This window comes from Leifsonia shinshuensis, assembly GCF_022606355.1.
Classification (GTDB): domain Bacteria; phylum Actinomycetota; class Actinomycetes; order Actinomycetales; family Microbacteriaceae; genus Leifsonia; species Leifsonia shinshuensis_B.
Map to the genome: position 1 here is coordinate 174190 of NZ_JAHHZQ010000006.1, position 18339 is coordinate 192528.

The 18339-nt window shown below is 70.2% G+C and carries 18 protein-coding genes and 1 tRNA gene; 8 read left to right on the forward strand and 11 right to left on the reverse strand.

Annotation, left to right across the window (positions count from 1 at the left end; translation table 11 throughout):
• Nucleotides 1-39 precede the first annotated feature (39 nt).
• From KNO15_RS22065 to KNO15_RS22075, 3 genes are read right to left on the reverse strand one after another with little or no spacing between them, the layout of a single operon-like run.
• Nucleotides 40-414 (reverse strand): hypothetical protein, encoded by a 375-nt coding sequence (locus KNO15_RS22065; protein WP_241706109.1) that lies wholly within the window; start codon nt 412-414, stop codon nt 40-42.
• Entirely contained in the window at nt 411-1193 is a 783-nt protein-coding gene (locus KNO15_RS22070; protein WP_241706110.1) for a permease prefix domain 1-containing protein, read from the reverse strand. Before KNO15_RS22070 ends, KNO15_RS22065 begins: the two co-directional genes overlap by 4 nt.
• The gene (locus KNO15_RS22075; RefSeq protein WP_241706111.1) at nt 1190-1513 is read right to left on the reverse strand and encodes a PadR family transcriptional regulator; all 324 of its coding nucleotides are present in this window, start codon (nt 1511-1513) and stop codon (nt 1190-1192) included. Before KNO15_RS22075 ends, KNO15_RS22070 begins: the two co-directional genes overlap by 4 nt.
• Before the next feature lie 211 nt (nt 1514-1724).
• On the opposite strand from KNO15_RS22075, the gene KNO15_RS22080 reads away from it, so the two are divergent.
• The 5 genes from KNO15_RS22080 to KNO15_RS22100 all read left to right on the forward strand — a co-directional run bounded on the left by KNO15_RS22080 (nt 1725) and on the right by KNO15_RS22100 (nt 4686).
• The gene (locus KNO15_RS22080) at nt 1725-2609 is read left to right on the forward strand and encodes a methyltransferase domain-containing protein (RefSeq protein ID WP_241706112.1); all 885 of its coding nucleotides are present in this window, start codon (nt 1725-1727) and stop codon (nt 2607-2609) included.
• 120 nt (nt 2610-2729) lie between these two features.
• Nucleotides 2730-3467: an SDR family NAD(P)-dependent oxidoreductase gene (locus KNO15_RS22085; protein ID WP_241706113.1), complete on the forward strand. Its 738-nt coding sequence runs from the start codon at nt 2730-2732 to the stop codon at nt 3465-3467.
• A 41-nt stretch (nt 3468-3508) separates the two neighbouring features.
• A complete protein-coding gene (locus KNO15_RS22090) occupies nt 3509-4087 on the forward strand; it encodes a TetR/AcrR family transcriptional regulator (protein ID WP_241706114.1) in 579 nt (192 codons plus the stop codon).
• Between the two features lie 80 nt (nt 4088-4167).
• Nucleotides 4168-4240: transfer RNA gene (locus KNO15_RS22095), tRNA-Cys, on the forward strand.
• Nucleotides 4241-4254: 14 nt separating this feature from the next.
• Nucleotides 4255-4686, forward strand: a complete 432-nt coding sequence (locus KNO15_RS22100) for an SRPBCC domain-containing protein (protein WP_241706115.1) — start codon at nt 4255-4257, stop codon at nt 4684-4686.
• Between the two features lie 24 nt (nt 4687-4710).
• Here the strand turns inward: KNO15_RS22100 and KNO15_RS22105 are convergent, their stop codons facing one another.
• The 5 genes from KNO15_RS22105 to KNO15_RS22125 form a co-directional block, all read right to left on the reverse strand.
• A complete protein-coding gene (locus tag KNO15_RS22105) occupies nt 4711-6237 on the reverse strand; it encodes an ATP-binding cassette domain-containing protein (protein ID WP_241706116.1) in 1527 nt (508 codons plus the stop codon).
• Complete coding sequence (locus KNO15_RS22110; RefSeq protein ID WP_241706117.1) at nt 6234-7166, reverse strand: ABC transporter permease; 933 nt, start codon at nt 7164-7166, stop codon at nt 6234-6236. The genes KNO15_RS22105 and KNO15_RS22110 overlap by 4 nt, the downstream gene beginning before the upstream one ends.
• Before the next feature lies 1 nt (nt 7167).
• The gene (locus KNO15_RS22115) at nt 7168-8208 is read right to left on the reverse strand and encodes an ABC transporter permease (protein WP_241706118.1); all 1041 of its coding nucleotides are present in this window, start codon (nt 8206-8208) and stop codon (nt 7168-7170) included.
• Between the two features lie 60 nt (nt 8209-8268).
• The gene (locus KNO15_RS22120) at nt 8269-9816 is read right to left on the reverse strand and encodes an ABC transporter substrate-binding protein (protein ID WP_241706119.1); all 1548 of its coding nucleotides are present in this window, start codon (nt 9814-9816) and stop codon (nt 8269-8271) included.
• Nucleotides 9817-9893: 77 nt separating this feature from the next.
• Complete coding sequence (locus KNO15_RS22125) at nt 9894-10688, reverse strand: DUF427 domain-containing protein (RefSeq protein ID WP_241706120.1); 795 nt, start codon at nt 10686-10688, stop codon at nt 9894-9896.
• Nucleotides 10689-10832: 144 nt separating this feature from the next.
• Here KNO15_RS22125 and KNO15_RS22130 point away from each other — a divergent pair, with 144 nt between their 5' ends.
• Genes KNO15_RS22130 through KNO15_RS22140 form a run of 3 tightly spaced genes read left to right on the forward strand, consistent with a single transcriptional unit; the run spans nt 10833 to nt 14517 of the window.
• Nucleotides 10833-11864, forward strand: coding sequence for an LLM class flavin-dependent oxidoreductase (locus KNO15_RS22130; protein ID WP_241706121.1), 1032 nt, complete (start codon nt 10833-10835; stop codon nt 11862-11864).
• The gene (locus KNO15_RS22135; protein ID WP_241706122.1) at nt 11861-13195 is read left to right on the forward strand and encodes an LLM class flavin-dependent oxidoreductase; all 1335 of its coding nucleotides are present in this window, start codon (nt 11861-11863) and stop codon (nt 13193-13195) included. Before KNO15_RS22130 ends, KNO15_RS22135 begins: the two co-directional genes overlap by 4 nt.
• Nucleotides 13192-14517 carry an NtaA/DmoA family FMN-dependent monooxygenase gene (locus tag KNO15_RS22140; protein ID WP_241706123.1) on the forward strand — a complete coding sequence of 442 codons (1326 nt, stop codon included), beginning with the start codon at nt 13192-13194 and terminating at the stop codon, nt 14515-14517. The genes KNO15_RS22135 and KNO15_RS22140 overlap by 4 nt, the downstream gene beginning before the upstream one ends.
• Here the strand turns inward: KNO15_RS22140 and KNO15_RS22145 are convergent.
• From KNO15_RS22145 to KNO15_RS22155, 3 genes are read right to left on the reverse strand one after another with little or no spacing between them, the layout of a single operon-like run.
• Nucleotides 14451-15500: an EamA family transporter gene (locus tag KNO15_RS22145; RefSeq protein WP_241706124.1), complete on the reverse strand. Its 1050-nt coding sequence runs from the start codon at nt 15498-15500 to the stop codon at nt 14451-14453. The genes KNO15_RS22140 and KNO15_RS22145 overlap by 67 nt on opposite strands.
• A gap of 1 nt (nt 15501) precedes the next feature.
• Entirely contained in the window at nt 15502-16821 is a 1320-nt protein-coding gene (locus KNO15_RS22150; RefSeq protein ID WP_241706125.1) for an NtaA/DmoA family FMN-dependent monooxygenase, read from the reverse strand.
• 8 nt (nt 16822-16829) lie between these two features.
• Nucleotides 16830-18173: an O-acetylhomoserine aminocarboxypropyltransferase/cysteine synthase family protein gene (locus KNO15_RS22155; RefSeq protein ID WP_241706126.1), complete on the reverse strand. Its 1344-nt coding sequence runs from the start codon at nt 18171-18173 to the stop codon at nt 16830-16832.
• Between the last annotated feature and the right edge of the window lie 166 nt (nt 18174-18339).

An 18339-nucleotide genomic window follows, 5' to 3' on the forward strand; every position in this document is an offset into this window, starting at 1 on the left:
GCGGACAGCCGTCCCCGCTCCGCCGCGCGCGGCAACCGCCTACCGGTCTCTCTCCATTCGGGCGCCTCGCCATCGTCGGAGGACACGCAGCCGGAGGAGCCGGGTGAGCAGTGTGAGCGCGATGGAGCAGAGGGGGCCGATGAGGGCGAGGGTGAGAGCGAAGAGGATGCGTTGGGCCGGCGGCGTGTTGCTGGTGTTCGCTGCGAAGAGGAAGACCGCCACGAGGAGATAGCCGTAGATCCCGGACGCCAGGAGGGCGGTGAGTCGGTTCGTGGGGATGAGGCCGATGGCGATCGCGACGATCGCCCAGGGGATCAGGTTCCACGCGGACCCGCCGAACAGGATGCGGCCGCTGAGGGCTCCGAGGCCGATTCCGATGGCGCCGCAGAGGATGACGGTGAGTGTCCGGCTCATGCTGCGGACGTGCGCACGGGACGGATCGTCAGAAGGAACCGGGCGAGGAAGACGATGCCGAAGATCAGCGCCACGACTCCGTCGGTGTAGAGCACGCCCTGCCCCCACGCGACGCGAGAGACGCCGTGGGCGGCTCCGGCGGCCAGCAGCGCGAGACCGGCGCCGAGGAACGCGGTCGCCCCGATCGACGTGACCACCGTGCGTGGGAGGCGAGCCCTGGCACCGAGTGGACGCCGCCGGGACAGCCGCATCGCTGTGAGTACCACGCCCGCGATGACCAGCCCGATGACGGCGGCGGCGAGGACGAAGAGGAAGGAGTCGTCGGAGCTCTCCAGTGCGGCCGCGGTGCTGCAGGTGCTCGCTCCGGGCTGGACGGCGAGCCAGTGCGCGCACTCCGCAGCGCTGAACCGGTAGGCGGCGGGCGCGCCGTAGACCCACTGGGTCGAGGTCACGAGCGCCAGGGCCCGGGCGAGGAGGGTGGCCAGCCCGATCGCGGCGAAGCCGTAGACGGCGAGCTGCGCGGCCGCGCGAACGCAGGCGGCGATCAGCTCGGCGGGTCGGCGGTGGTTGGCGACGCGTGCGATCGCCGGGGCGTCGCCGAAGGCGTCGATCGCCGCGTTCTGGGCGGCATCGGCGTCCATCCCGCCGCGCTGGAACGCGTCGGCGGAGTCGCGCAGGTGCGTTTCGGCCTCGGTGAGCATCCGGCGGCGCTCGGCCGGGGTGCCCTCCAGCCGGTCGAGCATGTCGTCGAGGTAGGCGTCGATGCGATCACTGGTCATGCGGATGCTCCCAACACTCGATTCATGCCGCTGGCGAAGCGCTGCCAGTCGGCGGCCTGCTGATCCCGGGCCTCGCGCCCGGCTCCGCTGAGTTCGTAGACGCGGCGGCGCCTGCCGGCGACGACCTCCCACGAGCTCGTGATCAGTCCGCGGGACTCGAGCCCGTGCAGCGCGGGGTAGACGGTGCCTTCGGCCAGCACGAACTCGCCGTCGCTGCGTTCCCGGATGCTCGCGGTGAGTTCGTACCCGTGCGCCGGGCCGGCGGCGAGAGCGGCGAGGAGGAGGAGGTCGAGGTTCCCCTTGATTCGGTCGTGGGCCATACCTAGGGATTCTAGGCATGGGAGTTCTAGGTATCAAGAGGCGGGGGAGGTAGAGTTCCGTTCACGGCGTGGCTCGCGCCGAACCTCGATGCCGGCACCCAGCGCCGGCCGCACGCGAGGCAAAGGGTCTCATCGACTCGGGCCGGTCAGGAATCCTGGATCGCCTCGAGGCGAGCCGCTGGGGGCATCGCTCGGGGTGTGAAGGAGCGCCATGACCAAGAACCGCAACCTCAAACGCCGGATCCGCGCGCGGGCGTCGAAGACCGGGGAGTCCTACTCGAGCGCGCGCCGGCACGTGCTGCCCCCCACAGGGCCGGTGTCGATCTTCGAAGGCGAGAGACCCGCTGACTACCTGCTCCGTGCGGCGGCATCCGCGGCCGGCCAGGCGTACAAGGCTCTGGCGATCGAGCAGCTCGCGGTGCAACCCGGCGACACCGTCCTGGACCTCGGGTGCGGCACCGGCGGAGAACTCGAGCCGCTGCTCCGCAGCCTCGGTCCGGGCGGCTCCCTGATCGGTGTCGACACCGACGAGAATGCACTCCGCGCCGCGCGGGAACGGTTCGCGGACCCGCGGCTTCGTCTGCTGACCGGCGACGCGCACGCCCTCCACTTCGGCGACGACGCGGTCGACCGGGTCTATGTCGACCGGACCGCGCAGCACCTCGCCGCTCCGGCGACCGCGCTGGACGGGCTCCGGCGGATCCTGCGGCCGGGTGGGCGGGTCGTCCTCGCCGAGCCCGACTGGCAGACCCTCCTCGTCGACAGCCCCGAGCCGGAACTCGCAGAGGCGTACCGGCGGTTCGTCATCGATCGGCTGATCCGCAATCCGCGTATCGGCAGCGAGCTGCCGCGGCTCGTGCAGGACGCCGGACTGCGGCTCGACACCGTGATCCCGGTCACCGCGACCTACACCGACCCCGTCGAGGGCGATCGCATCTTCGGCTTCGCCCGGGTCACGCGCCGGTCGGTGGCCGCGGGATACCTCGACCAGGCCCAAGCCGACCGCTGGCTCCAGCACCTCGCCGGCAGGACGTTCTTCGCGTCGTTGACGATCTTCATCACCGTCGCCCGTCGGCCGTCGGTCCCCCTGTGCTGAGCGTGTTCTCGCCTGGTTCGTTCGGCGAGCTCGATTCCTCCCGGTTGGGTATTGCGCTATTAGACAGACCTGTCTAAAGTGTCGTTTAGACAGATCGGTATAAACGAAAGGATCGATCCCATGGACACCCAGAACTCGTGGTCGCTCACCGGAAAGACAGCGCTCGTCACGGGCGCCACCTCCGGACTCGGGCGGGCTGCCGCCTTCCAGCTCGCCGCTCAAGGCGCGACGGTCGTCGTGCACGGCCGCAACGTCGACCGCGGCGTGCAGGTCGTGGAAGAGATCGAGCTGGCCGGAGGTCGAGCACGCTTCGTGGCGGCCGACCTCTCCGACGCCGACCAGGCCCTGCGGTTGGCGGAGGACGCGGGCGAGGTCGACATCCTGATCAACAACGCCGGGCTCGCGTGGTTCGGGCCGAGCAACCAGCTCTCGGCGGAAACCCTTGGCGAGCTGTTCGCCGGGAATGTGGAGTCGGCCTACCTCGTGACGTCCCGGCTGGCCGCGGGCATGGCCGATCGAGGCGACGGGGCGATCGTGAGCATCTCCAGCATGGCCGCCAACGTGGGCCTCGCCGGCGGCGCGGCCTACAGCGCGACCAAGGCCGCGTTGTCCGCGCTCACACGTGCGTGGGCGGCCGAGTTCAGCCCGCGAGGAGTCCGTGTCAACGCGGTCGCACCCGGCCCCGTCGCGACCCCGGGCGCCAAGGGTGACACCGTGGCGCTCGGCGAGACGACCATCATGGGGCGCCCGGGAACCGACCAGGAGATCGCGGACGCCATCGGGTTCCTCGCCTCTCCGGCGGCGAGCTACATCACCGGCGTCACCCTGGCGGTCGACGGCGGGCGAGCGGCCATCTGATCCGAGATCCCGCCGACGGGCGGAGAGGTACAGTGATCAGGATGACCGATTCTCCGGCCAAGAAGCCGTCCGCCCGTGAACGACTGCTCCGGGCGAGCGACGAGCTGTTCTACAACGAGGGCATCCACACCGTGGGCATCGATCGAGTGCTCGAGAAGGCGCAGGTCGCCAAGGGATCGCTCTACTACAACTTCGAAGGCGGCAAGGACGAGCTCGTCTCCGCCTACCTGGCCGGCCGCCACGCCGCCTGGGAGAAGACCATCGACGACGGTATCGAAGCCGCCGGGCCCGACCCCAGGGATCGTCTCCTCTCGATCTTCGACTCGCTCGGCATCCTCTTCGCCCGGCCGGACTACCGCGGCTGCGCGTTCGTGAACGCGGTCGCAGAAGCGGAGCCGGGTGGCGTGGAAGAGGCGGCGAGCGAGAAGTTCCGCGACTGGCTCCACGGACTCATCGGTGGGCTCGTCGCCGAGATCGGCGTTCGCGATCCGTCCTGGACGACGCAGCAGTTGGTGATCCTCTACGACGGCGCCACGACGACCGCGCAGATGGACAAGCAGGTCTCGGCCGCCGAGGCTGCACGACGGATGGCGGCACTGATCATCGACTCGTCACGGTGAAGGGCCGAGGGCCGAGCCCTCCTTCACTTTTCGCAACATCCCGTCGTCATCGCCTTCGGCCCGCTCTAGCGTTGCGCTATCGCGGCGAACCGGGCGGTCCCGGGCTTCGGCAGCAGACCAGAGGTGTTGCGGGTTCGACTCCTGCCGTCGCGTCGGAGGTGTCGAGGATGTTCTTTCGTGACGATCTGGTGGAGGTGAGCGCGGAAGCGGTGCTGGCTGCACCGGCCGCCTGGGTCTTCGACGGGTTGGTGCGCCCCACGGCGTTGTCCCGATGGTTCGCCGAGCGGGCCGAGGTGGAACTGCGGCAGGGCGGAGCGGTGCGGATCGAGCGGGGCGGCGCCGGTGCCACGGGTCGGATCCTCGACGTCGCACTCGGTCGGCGCCTGCTGATCGGGTGGGACGCGGTGCAGGAGTCGTCGCTCGTGTACCCCGGTTCAGACCTGGAGTTCTTCGTCTCCGCGTCGCAGGCCGGCTCGAACCTCCGGGCGGTCCTGTGGAAGATCCCGGCGAACGACGCGGCAGCCTTCGGCTCCGAGCTGACCGAGCAGCTCCAGCGTCTGACGAGCTTCGCTGCGAGAACGGGTCGCCCGGGAGCGTGACCGGGCCGGGCCGCCCTGCCGCGGTCAGCGCAGCGCGGCCCTCAGCGCCGTCGCAGCGCCGACCAGTTCCCTCGTGTACTCCTCGCGCGGGGAGGTGAAGAGCTCGTCGGGGCGCCCCTCCTCCACGATGCGCCCGTGTTTGAGCACGATGATGCGGTCCGCCAGCGAGCGGACGACCGCGAGGTCGTGGCTGATGAAGAGGTAGGCCACACCTGTGCGGTCCCGGAGGTCGGCCAGCAGGTCGAGGATCTGCGCCTGGACCGAGACGTCCAGTGCCGAAGTGACTTCGTCGCACACCACGAGTGGCACAGGCCCTGCGAATGCCCGCGCGATGGCGACGCGCTGCTTCTGGCCGCCCGACAGCGCCCTGGGAAACTTGTCGAGCACGTCGCCGGTCAGCCCGACCGCGCCGGCGAGCGCCCGGGGCTCCCAGTCGCCGCCGAGCAGGCGGATGGATCGGGTCAGGACCTGGCGGACCGTGCGGCGGGGATTGAGGGAGGCGTCCGGGTTCTGGAACACCACCTGGACCGGGATGCGTCCCGCTGGGCCGTTCAGCTCGCGGATCCCACCGTGCGAGGTGAGTCCGGCGGCGATGCGACCGAGCGTCGACTTCCCGCTGCCCGACTCGCCGACGACGCCGAGTGTCTCGCCGGCAGCGACGGTCAGGGAGACCCCGTCGAGGGCGCGCTTGCGGCCGAAGTCCTTCGTGACCGACCGGAGGTCCAGCAGCGTCCGTGACTCCGGCCGTTCCCGCCCTGGCCGGCCGTCGAGCGAGGGGAGCGCCGCCACGAGCTCGCGGGAGTACGGGTGCGTCGGCCGCGTCAGCAGCCGGCGTGCCTCTGCGCGCTCCACCACCGTTCCCTGACGCAGCACGGCCACGCGATCGCAGTGCGTCGCCACCAGCGGCAGATTGTGGCTGATGAGCAGCGTCGCGAACCTGCGCTCCCTCCGTAGCCGCTCGATGAGGTCGAGGATCCCGGCCTCCACCTTGCTGTCGAGACCGGTGGTCGGCTCGTCGAGGATCAGCAGTCGCGGATCGGTCGCGAGCGCCATGGCGATGATGGCACGCTGCTGCTGGCCACCCGACAGCTCGTGCGGGTACCGGCGCAGGATGGCCTCCGGTTCGGGAAGGTCGACGCTCGCCGCCGCGTCGACGGCGGCGGCCCAGGCGTCCGAGCGCGACGCGCCCGCGATGCGGTACACCTCGGCGAGCTGGGCCCCGATGCTGGAGGTGGGGTTCAGCGCGAGCCCCGGCTCCTGGTAGACGACCCCGACGGATCCGGCGCGGTACCGGCGCAGGGCGGCGGAGTCGAGGGCCGGCACGTCGTGGCCGTCGACGATGAGCCGATCGGCGGAGATGGTGGCGTTGGCGGGCAGATACCGGGTGAGGGCCAGCGCGATCGTGCTCTTCCCCGAGCCCGATTCGCCGACGAGCCCGTACGACTCGCCCGCGTGGATGGTCAGGTCGACGTCGGAGACCACCCGGCGCGCCATTGCGCCGATCCGGTACTCGACGTTCAGGGTCTTCACGTCGACGATGGGGTCGCTCAACGGTCGAGCACCTCCTTGAGGTTGTCGGCGATGAGGTGCACGGCCACGACCAGGGACGCGATCGCGGCGGCCGGGAACAGCACGGTCCAGCCGGCACTCTGCAGATACGCGCGGTTGTCGCTGATCGCGAGGCCCCAGTCCGGCGATGGCGGGGCGGAGGCCAGACCGAGGAACGACAGCGACGACGAGATGAAGATCGCCGCGGCGAGGCTGAGGGTGGCCTGGATGAGGATGGTCGGGAAGATGTTCGGCAGCAGCTCGCGGAACAGGATGCGCACCGTGGACTCCCGCTGCAGCTTCGCGCTCGTCACGTACTGCTTTCCCATCTCGGTCAGCACGGCGGCGCGGATGATCCGCGCGATGCCCGGGGCGAAGACGAGGCCGACGGTGAGGATCAGAGTCGGGACGCTCGCGCCGAAGGCTCCGACGATCACCAGGATGAAGATGAGTGTCGGCAGTGCCAGGAAGACGTCGAAGACCCGCATGAGCGCCGTGTCGACCCAGCCGCGGTGGTACCCGGCGATGAGTCCGAGGGTGCTTCCGAGCACCGTCGCGAGGATGGTCCCGGCCGGCCCGATCGCCAGAGCGGGCTCGGCTCCGGCCAGAACGCGCGCGAACACGTCACGACCGATGTCGTCGGTGCCGAACCAGTGGGAGGCCGAAGGAGGTGCGAGGTGCTGACCGGTGTCGGCGAACGGGTGGAGGCCGAACCACCGCCAGCCCACGGCGGCGACGATCCAGAACAGCACGACGAGCGCGCTGAGCACGAACGTCGGGCGCCGCAGCAGCTGGAGCGCGACCCTTCGCTGTGCCGCAGGACGGGGATCCGCCGGATCGGCGGTCTCCTTCGATTCGCCCCGTGATGCCCGGGCCGTGGCGGATGCCGCCTGCGCTTCCGTGTCCACCAGCCCCACGTCGTCGATCGCCATCTCACTCCTTCGCATCGAAGCGGATCCGTGGGTCGACGAGCGCGAAGACCACATCGGTGAGCAGGAGTGCCAGCAGCGAGACGACTCCGGTGATCATCACGCCGGCCTCCAGGAGCACGATGTCCTTCTTCTGCGTCGCGGTGACGAGCAGTGCTCCGAGTCCGGGGTAGCCGAACAGGGACTCGACGATGGCGCTGCCGCCGAGCAGGGTGCCCAGGTAGATGCCGAGGAGGGAGATCGTGGGGATCAGTGCGTTGCGGGCGACGTGCGACCGGACCACCTGCGAGGGGGTCAGACCTTTGAGCACCGCCGTGCGGTGGTACTGCGACGTCAGCGTCTCGAGGGTTCCGGTGCGGACCATCCGCACGAGGACGGCCAGATAACCGAGCGCCAGTGTGATCGCCGGCAGGGTCATGGCCCTCAGGTGCAGCAACGGATCGGCGGAGGTCGCATCCGCGGCCGAGCTGACCGGCACCCAGCCGAGCCACACCGCGAAGACGATGAGGAAGACGATGCCGATCACGAACTCGGGGACGGCGGACAGCGACATCAGCACCACGGTGATGAATCGATCGGTGCGTCTGCCCTCCCGGTACGCCTGCACCGCGCCGAGGGCGATCGCCACCGGCACGACGATCACGAAGGCGTACAGGCCCAGCAGCAGGGAGTTGCCGAGGCGGCCGAGGATGAGCTCCGACGCGGGCTGGGCGTAGATGAGGCTGACGCCCCAGTCGCCCGTGACGAATCCGCCGAGCCAGTGCACGTACCGTTCGACGATGCTCCCGTCGAGACCGTGCTCGGCGTTCCACGCGGCCACCTGGGTCGCCGTGGCGTACGGGCCCAGGGCGTTCCTCCCCGGGTCGCCGGGGACGACCTGGACGAGCCAGAACACCAGCACCGAGACCACGAGCAGCACCAGCGGGATCTGCACGAGCCGCCGGCCGGCGAGGCGGGTGAGCGCGAGGTGGCGCGGCGCGAGCGCACGCAGCCCCCGCCTGCGCGACGGATCGGCGTCGCGGAGGCGGGGGCTGGTGGTCGTCACGAGTCGTCTCCTGGTGGGATTCGTACGGGTGGGATTCGGTGCGGTGGGATAGCGGCGGGGTCAGCCGGTGATCGTGATGCCCTTGAAGGAATAGCCGGTGTAGAAGTCCAGCGCTCCCGGGAACTCGCCGTGCACCCGCTTGTTCTGCAGGACCTTGGCTTTGGCGAACGTGGGGACGATCACAGCCAGGTCCTTCCACTGGGTCGCGGCGATCTCGTTCACGAGCTTCTGGCGCTCGGTCTTGTCGGTCGCCTTGTCGTAGGCCGCCGAGGTCGCCTCCAGCTGCGGGTTGGAGTAGTGCGACGCGTTCCATGCCGCTCCGGAGGTGAAGATGAGCGAGATGTACTGCGACGGGGCGCGCACGGCCCAGTTGGTGATGGTCAGCGGCGCGTTCAGCCAGGGCGAGTCCGCACCGTCGGCGTAGTACTGCTCGCTCGTGAGCACCTTCAGGCCGACTTTGAAGCCCTTCACCGCGTTGAGCTGCTGCTGAAGCACCTCGCCGTAGAGCTTGTTGTCGGTGGTGATGTCGAACGAGACCGTCTTGCCGCCGAGGAGCCCGGCCACCTTGTCGGTGTTCTTCTGGCGCTGGTCGAGGCCCTGCGGCTGGAGCGGGTAGTCCGGGAAGTAGGTCGTGTCGTTCGCCACGACGGCGTTGCCGCCGTAGACGTTCTTCACCAGGCCGGGCCGGTCGATCGCCCAGGCGACGGCCTGGCGAACCTTCGGGTCGTCGAACGGCGCCGCGGTGACATTGAGGAAGATGCCGTCGAACTTGTTGTAGCCGGAGCTGACCTCGTTGTAGTCGGAGGCCTTCACCGCCGCGGCGACCTCGCTCGACTGGTCGATGCGGTCGATCTCGCCGGCCTGGAACGCGAGCAGCTCGGCCTGGGTGTCGGCGTAGACCTTGAGCTGGACGCCCGAGATCTTGATGTCCTTGGCGTCCCAGTACTTGGGATTCTTCGAGAACGTCGCCCCCTGGCCGGGAGTGAACTTGTCCAGGACGAACTGGCCGGCACCGACCGGGTGCTTGAGCCAGCCGCCCGGCGTGTAGCCGGCCGGCAGGATCGCTGTGTTCGCGCCCGTCAGCAGACGGGGGAAATCGGAGAACGGGCGTGCCAGTGTGAAGACGACGCTCTCGTCGTCGTTTCCCGCCGCCACGGACGAGAGGATGCCGTCGAACGAGCTCTTGCCCGGCGACTTGCTGTCCTTGGCGGTGATGGCGTCGAAGGTGGCGACGACGTCTTTCGCGGTGACGGGCGTGCCGTCGTTGAAGTCGGCCCCCTTCCGCAGGGCGACGGTCCAGGCGAGGCCGTCGGCCGACGGCTTCCAGGAGGTGGCCAGCCGGGGCACGAGTTCGCCCTTCGCGTCGAGGCTGATCAGGCCCTCGGACGCGAGGCCGGTCAGGAGCATGGCGTTGTAGTCGGCTGCGGTGAGCGGATCGATGTCGCCGCCCGGATCGGTGATCGGGATGCGGTAGACGCCGCTCGCGCCGCTCGACGATGTCGGTGTCGCGCCTCCCGAGGTGGCGCAGCCGGCGAGGAGCAGGGCGGCAGAGGCGAGAGTGGCGGCGAGTGCGGCCGCACGTCGTCGGTGGGACGTTCGGATGGTCATTCGGGTCTCCTGGCTGTGAGAGTTCGGGCTGTGAGCGGTCGGGCTGTGGCGTGGTGCGGATGGTGCGGGTGCTGCGGTCAGCGACGTTCGCCGTCGACGGTCAGGTCGAGGCGTTCGGTGTAGAAAGCGACGCGCCCCGCGATCGCGGCGACGTCCTCCTTCGGATCGCCGTAGGACCACGCGACATCGTCGAGGGATCCATCGGCGAGGCTCCAGTACTGCGTGGTATGCCCCTTGTACGGGCACGAGGACGCCGTGCCGCTCGCCGTCAGTGCGGAGAAGTCCACGTGCTCCGGCGGGAAGTAGTAGCGGGGGAGGAGCCCGGTCTCGTAGACGATGACGGTCTCGTCGCTGTCCGCGAGGACGACGCCGTCGCGCGAGACGGTGACGGGGCGGCTGCTGGGCAGCGCATCCACCCGGCTGAACTGATCGCGTGGATGCGTGAACACCGGCTGCTCCTCCTCCAGCCAGCGGTCGAGCACTCCGGGGAACCAGCTGACCCCGAGGAAGCCGCCCAACTCCGGGACGTCCCAGCTCCACGCGGCATGCCGGACGAGCCGGTCGCCGATCCGCAGGTCGTACCACTGCGCCGGCGCGCGGCGCGGACGGTAGTAGCCGAGGTCGGCCCCTGGCGGGTCCGCCTCCTCGAACAGGTCGGTTCGGATGTCGGCGAGCGGGAATCCGTACTCGGGGACCTTGTGACCCGGCTCCCAGACGAGGAGCTGCCGTCGGCTGTCGACAATGGCGACGTCGTCGGCGAAGCCGCGGACCCAGCGTTCGCTGGGCTGGAAGCTCCAGGTCTCCGGGTAGGCCGGGAAGCGCTGAACGAGGTTCGCGGTCACGGGTGGGAGCCATGTCTGATCGGTGGGCATGGGTGGAACCTTCACGCGGTTCGTGTCGGCAGCGCCACCCTCGCCGACACACAACGAAATCTCTGACATATCCCGCAACAGAGGCTCCCTCGACACCGGGAGCCGTGGCTAGATTGGCCGCCTTCACGAGAAACGGAGACCCCGGTGACCGATCGGATCGTCGACGCGCCCCTGCAACTCGGCCTCTTCGCGCACTTCGCGGAAGAGGCCGGCGAGGCGGAGTCGTACCGCGAATTCCTGCAGCTGTTCGAACACGCCGAGGAGGTCGGGTTCGGCTACGCCTGGGTCCGGCAGTTCCACTTCCGGAGCCCAGGGAGCACGCGCTCGGGCGGCCTGCCGTCGCCGTTCGTGCTGCTGGCGGCTCTCGCCGCGGCGACATCCCGGCTGCGCCTCGGCACCGCCGCGATCACCCTGCCACTGGAGAACCCGATCCGGGTGGCGGAGGACGCGGCGGTTCTCGACGCGATCAGCGACGGGCGTCTTGAGCTCGGCGTCGCGAACGGCGCGGGAGCGCCGGCGGCGGCCGAGGCGCTGGGCCGGCGGCTTCCGGAAGACCGCGACGAGCGCAGGCGGGCCTTCGTCGACGCGCTCGACGTACTGCTGGACGCCCTCCGCGGCGAGCCGGTCACCGCGGACGGGCACACCCTCGCCCCGACGGCGCCGACTCTTCCCGACCGCATCTGGGAGGCGACGCTGACCGCTGAGAGCGCCAGGGCCGTAGGAGAGCGCGGCTTCGGAGTGCTTGTCGGCACCACCCAGACCGTCCCCGCCGAGGTCACGGCCGCCGCCTATCTGGAGGGGCTGCGCCTCTCGGGCGCCGCGCCCCGGCTGGGGCTGTCAACGCTGGTCCTTCCCGGGCGTACCCGCGAGGAGGCTCTCGCCGCGGCTCGAGAGGGCATCGAGCGGAAGTGGGCGTGGGGCAAGGACTTCCTCCCGCCGGCGAGCACGCTCGCCGAGAAGGCGGCGTCGGTCGGCCTCCACTACGGCACGACCGACGACATCGTGGAGTCGATCGCGTCGCAGCCCGCGTTCCGCTTCACCACGCACCTCCAGGTGCAGCTCGAGCTGGTGTATGACGGCTTCGCGCGGCGGCACGACGCTCTGGAGCAGTTCACGGCCGAGATCGCGCCGGCCCTCGGCTGGACCTCACCAGTTCTCGCGGGGGCCGGGCGATGAGCGCGCAGCGGCACCCGATCGTCCTGGGAGCCGGGCTGTTCTATCCCGGTGGGGAGCACATCACCGGGTGGCGATCGCCGGCCGCGGAACCCGATCGCTATCTCGACCTCGACTATTACGCCGAGTTCGCTCGGACGGCCGAGGACGGCCGGTTCGCCACTGTGTTCATCGCCGATGAGCTCTACGTGTGGGATCGGTACGACTCGGGGATCGACCACGGTGTCAACATCCGGCCAGAGCCCCTCACGCTGCTCTCCGCCCTCTCGCAGCTGACGACGAAGATCGGCTTGGCTGCGACGGTCTCCACGACGTACAACGAGCCGTACCACGTCGCACGCAAGCTCGCATCGCTCGACTACCTCAGCGAAGGCCGGGCGGCCTGGAACCTCGTCACGAGCGCGAGCGACGAGGAGGCACGCAACTTCGGCAAGGACGCCAACCTCGATCACGCCGTGCGCTACCGACGCGGCGAGGAGTTCGTGGACGTGGTCCAGGGGCTCTGGGACAGCTGGGACGACGACGCGCTGCGCTATGACAAGGCGTCGGGGTTCTTCGCCGACCGCGGGAAGGTGCACGTCCTGGATCATCAGGGCGAGTTCCTCTCCGTCCGCGGCCCGTTGAACATCGCGCGGCCGCCGCAGGGTCATCCGCCGCTGTTCCAGGCGGGCGCGTCGGAGGCCGGCCGCGCGCTGGCCGGACGAACCGCCGATGCGGTCTTCACGCTCGGCTCCGACGACCTCGCCGCGGGGCAGCGGCTCTACCGTGACTACAAGCTCCGGGCCCGCCGCAGCGGCAGGGACCCGGAGGCGGTGAAGGTCCTCCCTGCACTGCAGCCCGTGATCGGCCGAACCCTTGCGGAGGCGGAGGAGAAGCTGCGGTCCATCGAAGAGCTCACGCCGGAGCAGGTCGCCCTCGATCTGCTGTCGCACTGGCTCGGTGAGGACCTCGGAGCGCGCGAGCTCGACGAGAAGTTCGAGTTCGACCCCGACGTCGCCGGGTTCAACCAGTCGAAGTCGCTCTACGCCTCGATCATCGCCCTCCTGGGCGAGCGCGACTACACCCTCCGGGAGCTGTACCGCACGGTGCTGCGCCGCCGTTTCGTGCTCGGGACGCCGGACTCGTTGGCCGATCGACTGGCCACGACCTACGAGGAGCACGCCGCTGACGGGTTCATCCTGATGTTCCCCACCCTCCCTGACACCCTCACCGACTTCGTCACCGAGGTCGTGCCGCGGCTCACCGACCGGGGCGTCTACCCCGCCGAGTACGCGGGCGACACCCTCCGCGAGCACCTCGGGCTCGCCCGACCGGGAAGCAGGTACGCCGCATGACCCGCCGCATCCACCTCGGCGCGTTCGCCTTCCACCCCGGCGGCGCCCACGTCACGGGATGGCGCCACGAGACCGCGCATCCCGATCGGCACCTGACGATAGGGCACTACCGGCACTTCGCCGAGACGGCGGAGCGCGGGGTGTTCGACACGATCTTCCTCGCGGACGGGCTCTACTTCTGGGATCGTCACCCGTCGGGCGTCGACCACTACGGCCAGCTGCGGCTCGAGCCGCTGACCCTGCTGTCGGCGCTCGCCGTGCACACGTCGCACATCGGCCTCGCTGCCACGATCTCCACGACCTACAACGAGCCGTACCACGTGGCACGTTCGCTGGCGTCGCTCGACCATCTCAGCCGCGGACGTGCGGCGTGGAACCTGGTCACGTCGCGCTACGACGAGGAGGCCAGGAACTTCGGCGGCGATCACCACCTCGACCACTCGCGCCGCTACGAGCGCGGCGAGGAGTTCGTGCGCACGGTCGAGGAACTTTGGGACAGCTGGGACGACGACGCGTTCCCCGCCGACCGGCAGAGCGGCATCTTCGCCGACCGCAGCCGGCTGCACACCGCGGACCATCGCGGAGAGTTCTTCCGGGTCAGGGGGCCGCTCAACATCGCTCGCCCGCCGCAGGGCCACCCCGTCCAGTTCCAGGCGGGCGGCTCACCAGCCGGCCAGCGGCTGGCGGCTCGGACCGCCGACGCCGTGTTCGCCGGGTACCGGCCGTTGGCCGAGGCGCAGGCGTTCTACGCGGGGCTCAAGCAGCAGGTGGCGGACGCCGGTCGCGATCCCGAGGCGTTCCACATCCTCCCGACGCTGCAGCCCGTGGTCGGCAGCACGCGGAGCGAGGCGGAGGATCTCGCCGAGCAGCTGCTCGCCTCGACACCGGATGCACTGATCGTGGAGGACGTCTCGCACTCGATCGGCCAGGATCTCACGGGGCGGTCGGCCGATGAGCCCTTCGAGTTCGATCCGGACATCGACACGTCGAACGAGTCGCGTTCGCCGAACCGCCGGGCCGAGGGGTTGCGCACCGGGGACGCCCCGGCGACGCCGCGGCAGGTGTACGCCCGCTCGTTCCGCGAGGGGATCGTCGTCGGCACTGCGACGGAGGTCGCCGATGTGATCGAGGAGCGGGTGGAGGCGCGCGCGGCCGACGGTTTCATCGTGCAGTCGCTGACGCTCCCGCACAGCCTCGACCGGTTCGTCGAACTGGTCACGCCGGAGCTGCAGCACCGTGGTCTGACGCCCGAGTCCTACGCGTCGGGCACCCTGCGCGATCGGCTGGGACTGGAGAGGCCTGCGCGAGTCGTGCCGGTCTGAACGTCCGACGCAGAGGAGTCCGACGCAGAGGAGCCCGGCGCAGAGGAGTCCGGTGCAGAGGCGTCCGTCGTGCGTTCGAGCCGGACGAGCACGACGCCGGCGATGATGCACGCACCGCCGACGAGCTGGCGCGCGTCCGGCTGCTCGCCGAGCAGGAGCCACGCGAGGATCACGGCCGACACCACCTCGGTGAGGCCCGCGAACGACGCGACGCGCGCCCCGAGGCGACGTGAACCGGCGATGCTCAGCGAGTACGCCGCGGCCGTCGCCACGAGGGCCACGACGAGCATGGGCTCCCACCACGCCATCGTGGTCCCGCCCAGCTCGACCTGGCCGGTCGAGAACGCGAGCGGGAGAATCCCGGTCAGTCCGACGCCCACCGTTGCGACCGCTCCCACGAGCAGGCCGGAGCTGACCAGTGCGACCGGCGGCAGCCCGGGCGTCGGGACCGCGGAGAGCACGTAGTACCCCGCGAGGCACACGGCGGCCGCGAGCGCGAGACCGATGCCCGCGGTGTCGAGACCGCCACCGGCGTGACCGACCCCGCCGACGCCGACGACGAGCACCAGCCCCACGACGCTGAGCACGACACCCGTGACGACGACCGGGCGGATGGGGACGCGTCGTGTCGCCCAGCCGAGCACGGCGATCATCACCGGGGCCGAATACTGCACCAGGAGCGCGACCGCGATCGGGAGCCGCTGGATCGCGGCGAAGTACAGCACCTGCGTCCCGGCCACGGCGATCAGTCCATAGCCGAGTACCAGCTTCCAGGACCGAAGCACGGGTCGCAGGCTTCCTCGCAGCGCGATCAGGGCGGCGGGTGCGAGCACCAGGCCGCCGAGTGCGACGCGCACGGAGACCGCTGCTGCCGGCGACCAGCCGGCCTCGAGCAGCGGCTTGAGCAGGATCCCGCTCGTGCTGAACGCGATCGCGGCGCCGACCATGGCCGCCAGCCCGACGGCCCCATCGGTCGCCCGCACGTCAGAAGTCCGCGAGGTTCGCGCGGATGCCTCCGTCTCCGTACTCCGTCCGCAGCACGCCGCGGCGACGCAGGACGGGGACGAGCTCGTCCAGGTTCCGGTGCAGCGTGACCGGGTGCAGGTCGCCGGAGAAGATCAGGCCGTCGTTGTCGGCCTCGTCGCCGAGCTCTTCGATGAAGTCGGCGATCTGCTCCGCCGTGCCGACGAACCCCGCGCGGTCGGTGATCCGGCCCTTGACCGTCTTCGGCGTGATGAGGTCGCGCAGGGTGACGCCCTCGCGCACGCCCTCCTTGCCGAACAGCCCCTTGATACTGCCGAGCGAGACGTGGTCGCCGAAGATCGACGCGTCGAACGGCTCGTCGAGCGAGAGGGCGTTCAGGTCGGTCTCGAGGTCGCTGGACTGGCCGGCGAGCACGCGGTAGAGCTCGGCGTCCGTCGGGTGCTTCGATGCCTCGACGACGCGGTCTGCCTCCTCGTCGCTCGCGACGATCTCCGGCTTGAAGACGAAGAGGACCTTGATCGCGTCGGGATCGCGCCCGGCGTCGATCGCTGCCTGGCGTACCTTCTGCCGGTAGGCGCGGACGCTCTCGGCGTCCAGCGGTGCGAGCGCCAGCTGCACGTCGGAGTGCGCTCCCGCGAAGGCGATGCCCCGCGGTGAACCGCCGGGGGAGACGATGGCCGGGTCGCCGCGCGTGAACGGCACGGCGTTGAGCGGCCCCGTCACGCGGAAGTACTCGCCCTCGTGCTCGAAGGCGCGGATCTTCGACCCGTCGGCGTAGCGACGGGTGCGCGGGTCTGCGATCAGCGCGTCGTCGTCCCAGCTGTGCCAGAGCCGGCGGATGACGCCGAGCCATTCCTCGGCGCGGTCGTAGGCGGCATCGTGCGCCAGCGGCGGGAGCCCGAGGTGGCGTGCGCTGCCGACGTCGGTGACGACGTTGATGCCGAGGCGGTGGTCGCTGAGATGGTGGAGCGTGGCGAACTGCCGCGCGGCGACATACGGCGGGTAGGCGCCCGCGTTGATGGTGGGTGCGACGCCGAGGTGCTCTGTCGCGTCGAGGAGGTAGGGCGACAGGATGAGCGGGTCGTGCTTCGGACCACCGTAGGCCTCCCGCACGCGCAGGTCGATGGTCTCGGGGAACCCGATCGAGAGGGCGTCCTCGATGATCACGAGGTCGAGCCCCGCCTGCTCCAGTTCCCTGGCGGCCTGCTGGTAGAGGCGCGGCTTGGTCCAGTCGTAGTTCCACTCGTAGGAGGGATGTCCCCACCCCTGCGGGCCGAACCCGCGGGCGAAGAACCAGCCGAAGTGCTGCAGCCTGGTCATGCGTCCCCCTAGTTGCCGGCCGCCGCGACGAGGCGGGTGTCTGCGATCGGGGTGGTCGTCGCCCGCGCGCGGGCGGCCGTCGCGACGGCCGCGATCCCGCGCTCGAGGTCGGCGATCAGGTCGGTGGGGTCTTCGAGGCCGATCGAGAGCCGCAGCAGCCCGTCGCCGATACCGGTGGCCTCCCGGACCTCGTCGTGCAGGTGCGCGTGCGTCGTGGTTGCCGGGTGCAGGATGAGCGAGCGGACGTCCCCGATGTGGGTCATCCGGCTGAACACGGTCACAGCATCGTAGAAGCGCTCGGCCGCGGCCGCGCCCCCGGCGAGGGTGAAGCCGAGGATCGCCCCGGCGCCGCGCGGCAGGTACCGCTGCGCGAGAGCGTGCGAGGGATGCGACTCGAGTCCGGCGTAGTCGACGCCCGCCACCTCGGGCTGACGCTCCAGCCAGCGTGCCACGGTCAGTGCCGTGTCCGATTGCTGCCGGAGCCGGAGCGACAGGGTCTCGATGCCCTGTTGGATGAGGAAGGCGTTGACCGGCGACAGGACGGGGCCGAACAGCGACGACACGACCGAGCGCGCGAAGGCGGTGTACGCCCCGGCTCCGTACGCGCCGACGTAGCTGTCCCCGTGGAGCCAGTCGTCCGGCGCGGTGAGGTGCTCGAAGGGGGACGCTGCCCAGTCGTAGCTGCCTCGGTCGACGACGACACCGCCGAGTGCCGAGCCGTGACCGCCGAGGTACTTGCTCGCCGAGTGCACCACGATGTCGGCGCCGTGCTCGCCCGGGCGGAGCAGGTAGGGGGTCGCGAGAGTGTTGTCGACGACGAGGGGAAGCCCGTGTTCGTGTGCTACGGCCGCCACCGCAGCGATGTCGAGCACATCGTTCCCGGGGTTGCCGATCGACTCGCCGAACAGCACGCGCGTGTTCCCCCGGATCCGCCGCCTCCACTCCTCCGGATCGTCGGGCCTGTCGATGAATTCGATCTCGACGCCGAGCCGCTTCAGCCCGGTCTCGAAGAGCCCGCGGGTGCCGGAGTAGACGCTCTGCGCGGAGAGCACGTGATCCCCGGCCTTCACGAGCCCCAGCACCGCCACGGTCAGCGCGGCCTGCCCGCTGCCGACCGCGATCGCCTCCCTGCCGCCCTCGAGGGCGGCCACTCGTCGCTCCAGCGACGCCGTCGTCGGGTTTCCCGATCGGCTGTACGTATAGCCCGGGTCATCGCCGCCGAACCGCTGCTCCGCGTGAGCGAAGCTGTCGAACTCGAAACCGGCAGTCAGATAGATCGGGGTGACGCGGGCACCGTGGGCGGCGTCACCCACCTCCCCTGCGTGGACCTGCGCTGTGCTGAACTCGGGCATGCGCACATCCTGCGCTTTGCCGGCCACTCGGCGAAGTCCGTGTTGCGCAAAGCTACGTGGCGGCGGCGGCCGCGGCGACACATTCGTAACATCCGTTGCGTTCCTGCACCCGCGGGATTACACCGACTCCATGACGATCGAGCATTGGTGGGTGTGCGGAGCCGCG

Coding starts and splice junctions, on each gene's coding strand:
- KNO15_RS22150 (WP_241706125.1), bottom strand. CDS start 16,821: ATGACCAGGCTGCAGCACTTCGGCTGGTTCTTCGCCCGCGGGTTCGGC.
- KNO15_RS22065 (WP_241706109.1), bottom strand. CDS start 414: ATGAGCCGGACACTCACCGTCATCCTCTGCGGCGCCATCGGAATCGGC.
- KNO15_RS22100 (WP_241706115.1), top strand. CDS start 4,255: ATGTTCTTTCGTGACGATCTGGTGGAGGTGAGCGCGGAAGCGGTGCTG.
- KNO15_RS22070 (WP_241706110.1), bottom strand. CDS start 1,193: ATGACCAGTGATCGCATCGACGCCTACCTCGACGACATGCTCGACCGG.
- KNO15_RS22140 (WP_241706123.1), top strand. CDS start 13,192: ATGACCCGCCGCATCCACCTCGGCGCGTTCGCCTTCCACCCCGGCGGC.
- KNO15_RS22125 (WP_241706120.1), bottom strand. CDS start 10,688: ATGCCCACCGATCAGACATGGCTCCCACCCGTGACCGCGAACCTCGTT.
- KNO15_RS22085 (WP_241706113.1), top strand. CDS start 2,730: ATGGACACCCAGAACTCGTGGTCGCTCACCGGAAAGACAGCGCTCGTC.
- KNO15_RS22090 (WP_241706114.1), top strand. CDS start 3,509: ATGACCGATTCTCCGGCCAAGAAGCCGTCCGCCCGTGAACGACTGCTC.
- KNO15_RS22110 (WP_241706117.1), bottom strand. CDS start 7,166: ATGGCGATCGACGACGTGGGGCTGGTGGACACGGAAGCGCAGGCGGCA.
- KNO15_RS22155 (WP_241706126.1), bottom strand. CDS start 18,173: ATGCCCGAGTTCAGCACAGCGCAGGTCCACGCAGGGGAGGTGGGTGAC.
- KNO15_RS22135 (WP_241706122.1), top strand. CDS start 11,861: ATGAGCGCGCAGCGGCACCCGATCGTCCTGGGAGCCGGGCTGTTCTAT.
- KNO15_RS22075 (WP_241706111.1), bottom strand. CDS start 1,513: ATGGCCCACGACCGAATCAAGGGGAACCTCGACCTCCTCCTCCTCGCC.
- KNO15_RS22080 (WP_241706112.1), top strand. CDS start 1,725: ATGACCAAGAACCGCAACCTCAAACGCCGGATCCGCGCGCGGGCGTCG.
- KNO15_RS22120 (WP_241706119.1), bottom strand. CDS start 9,816: ATGACCATCCGAACGTCCCACCGACGACGTGCGGCCGCACTCGCCGCC.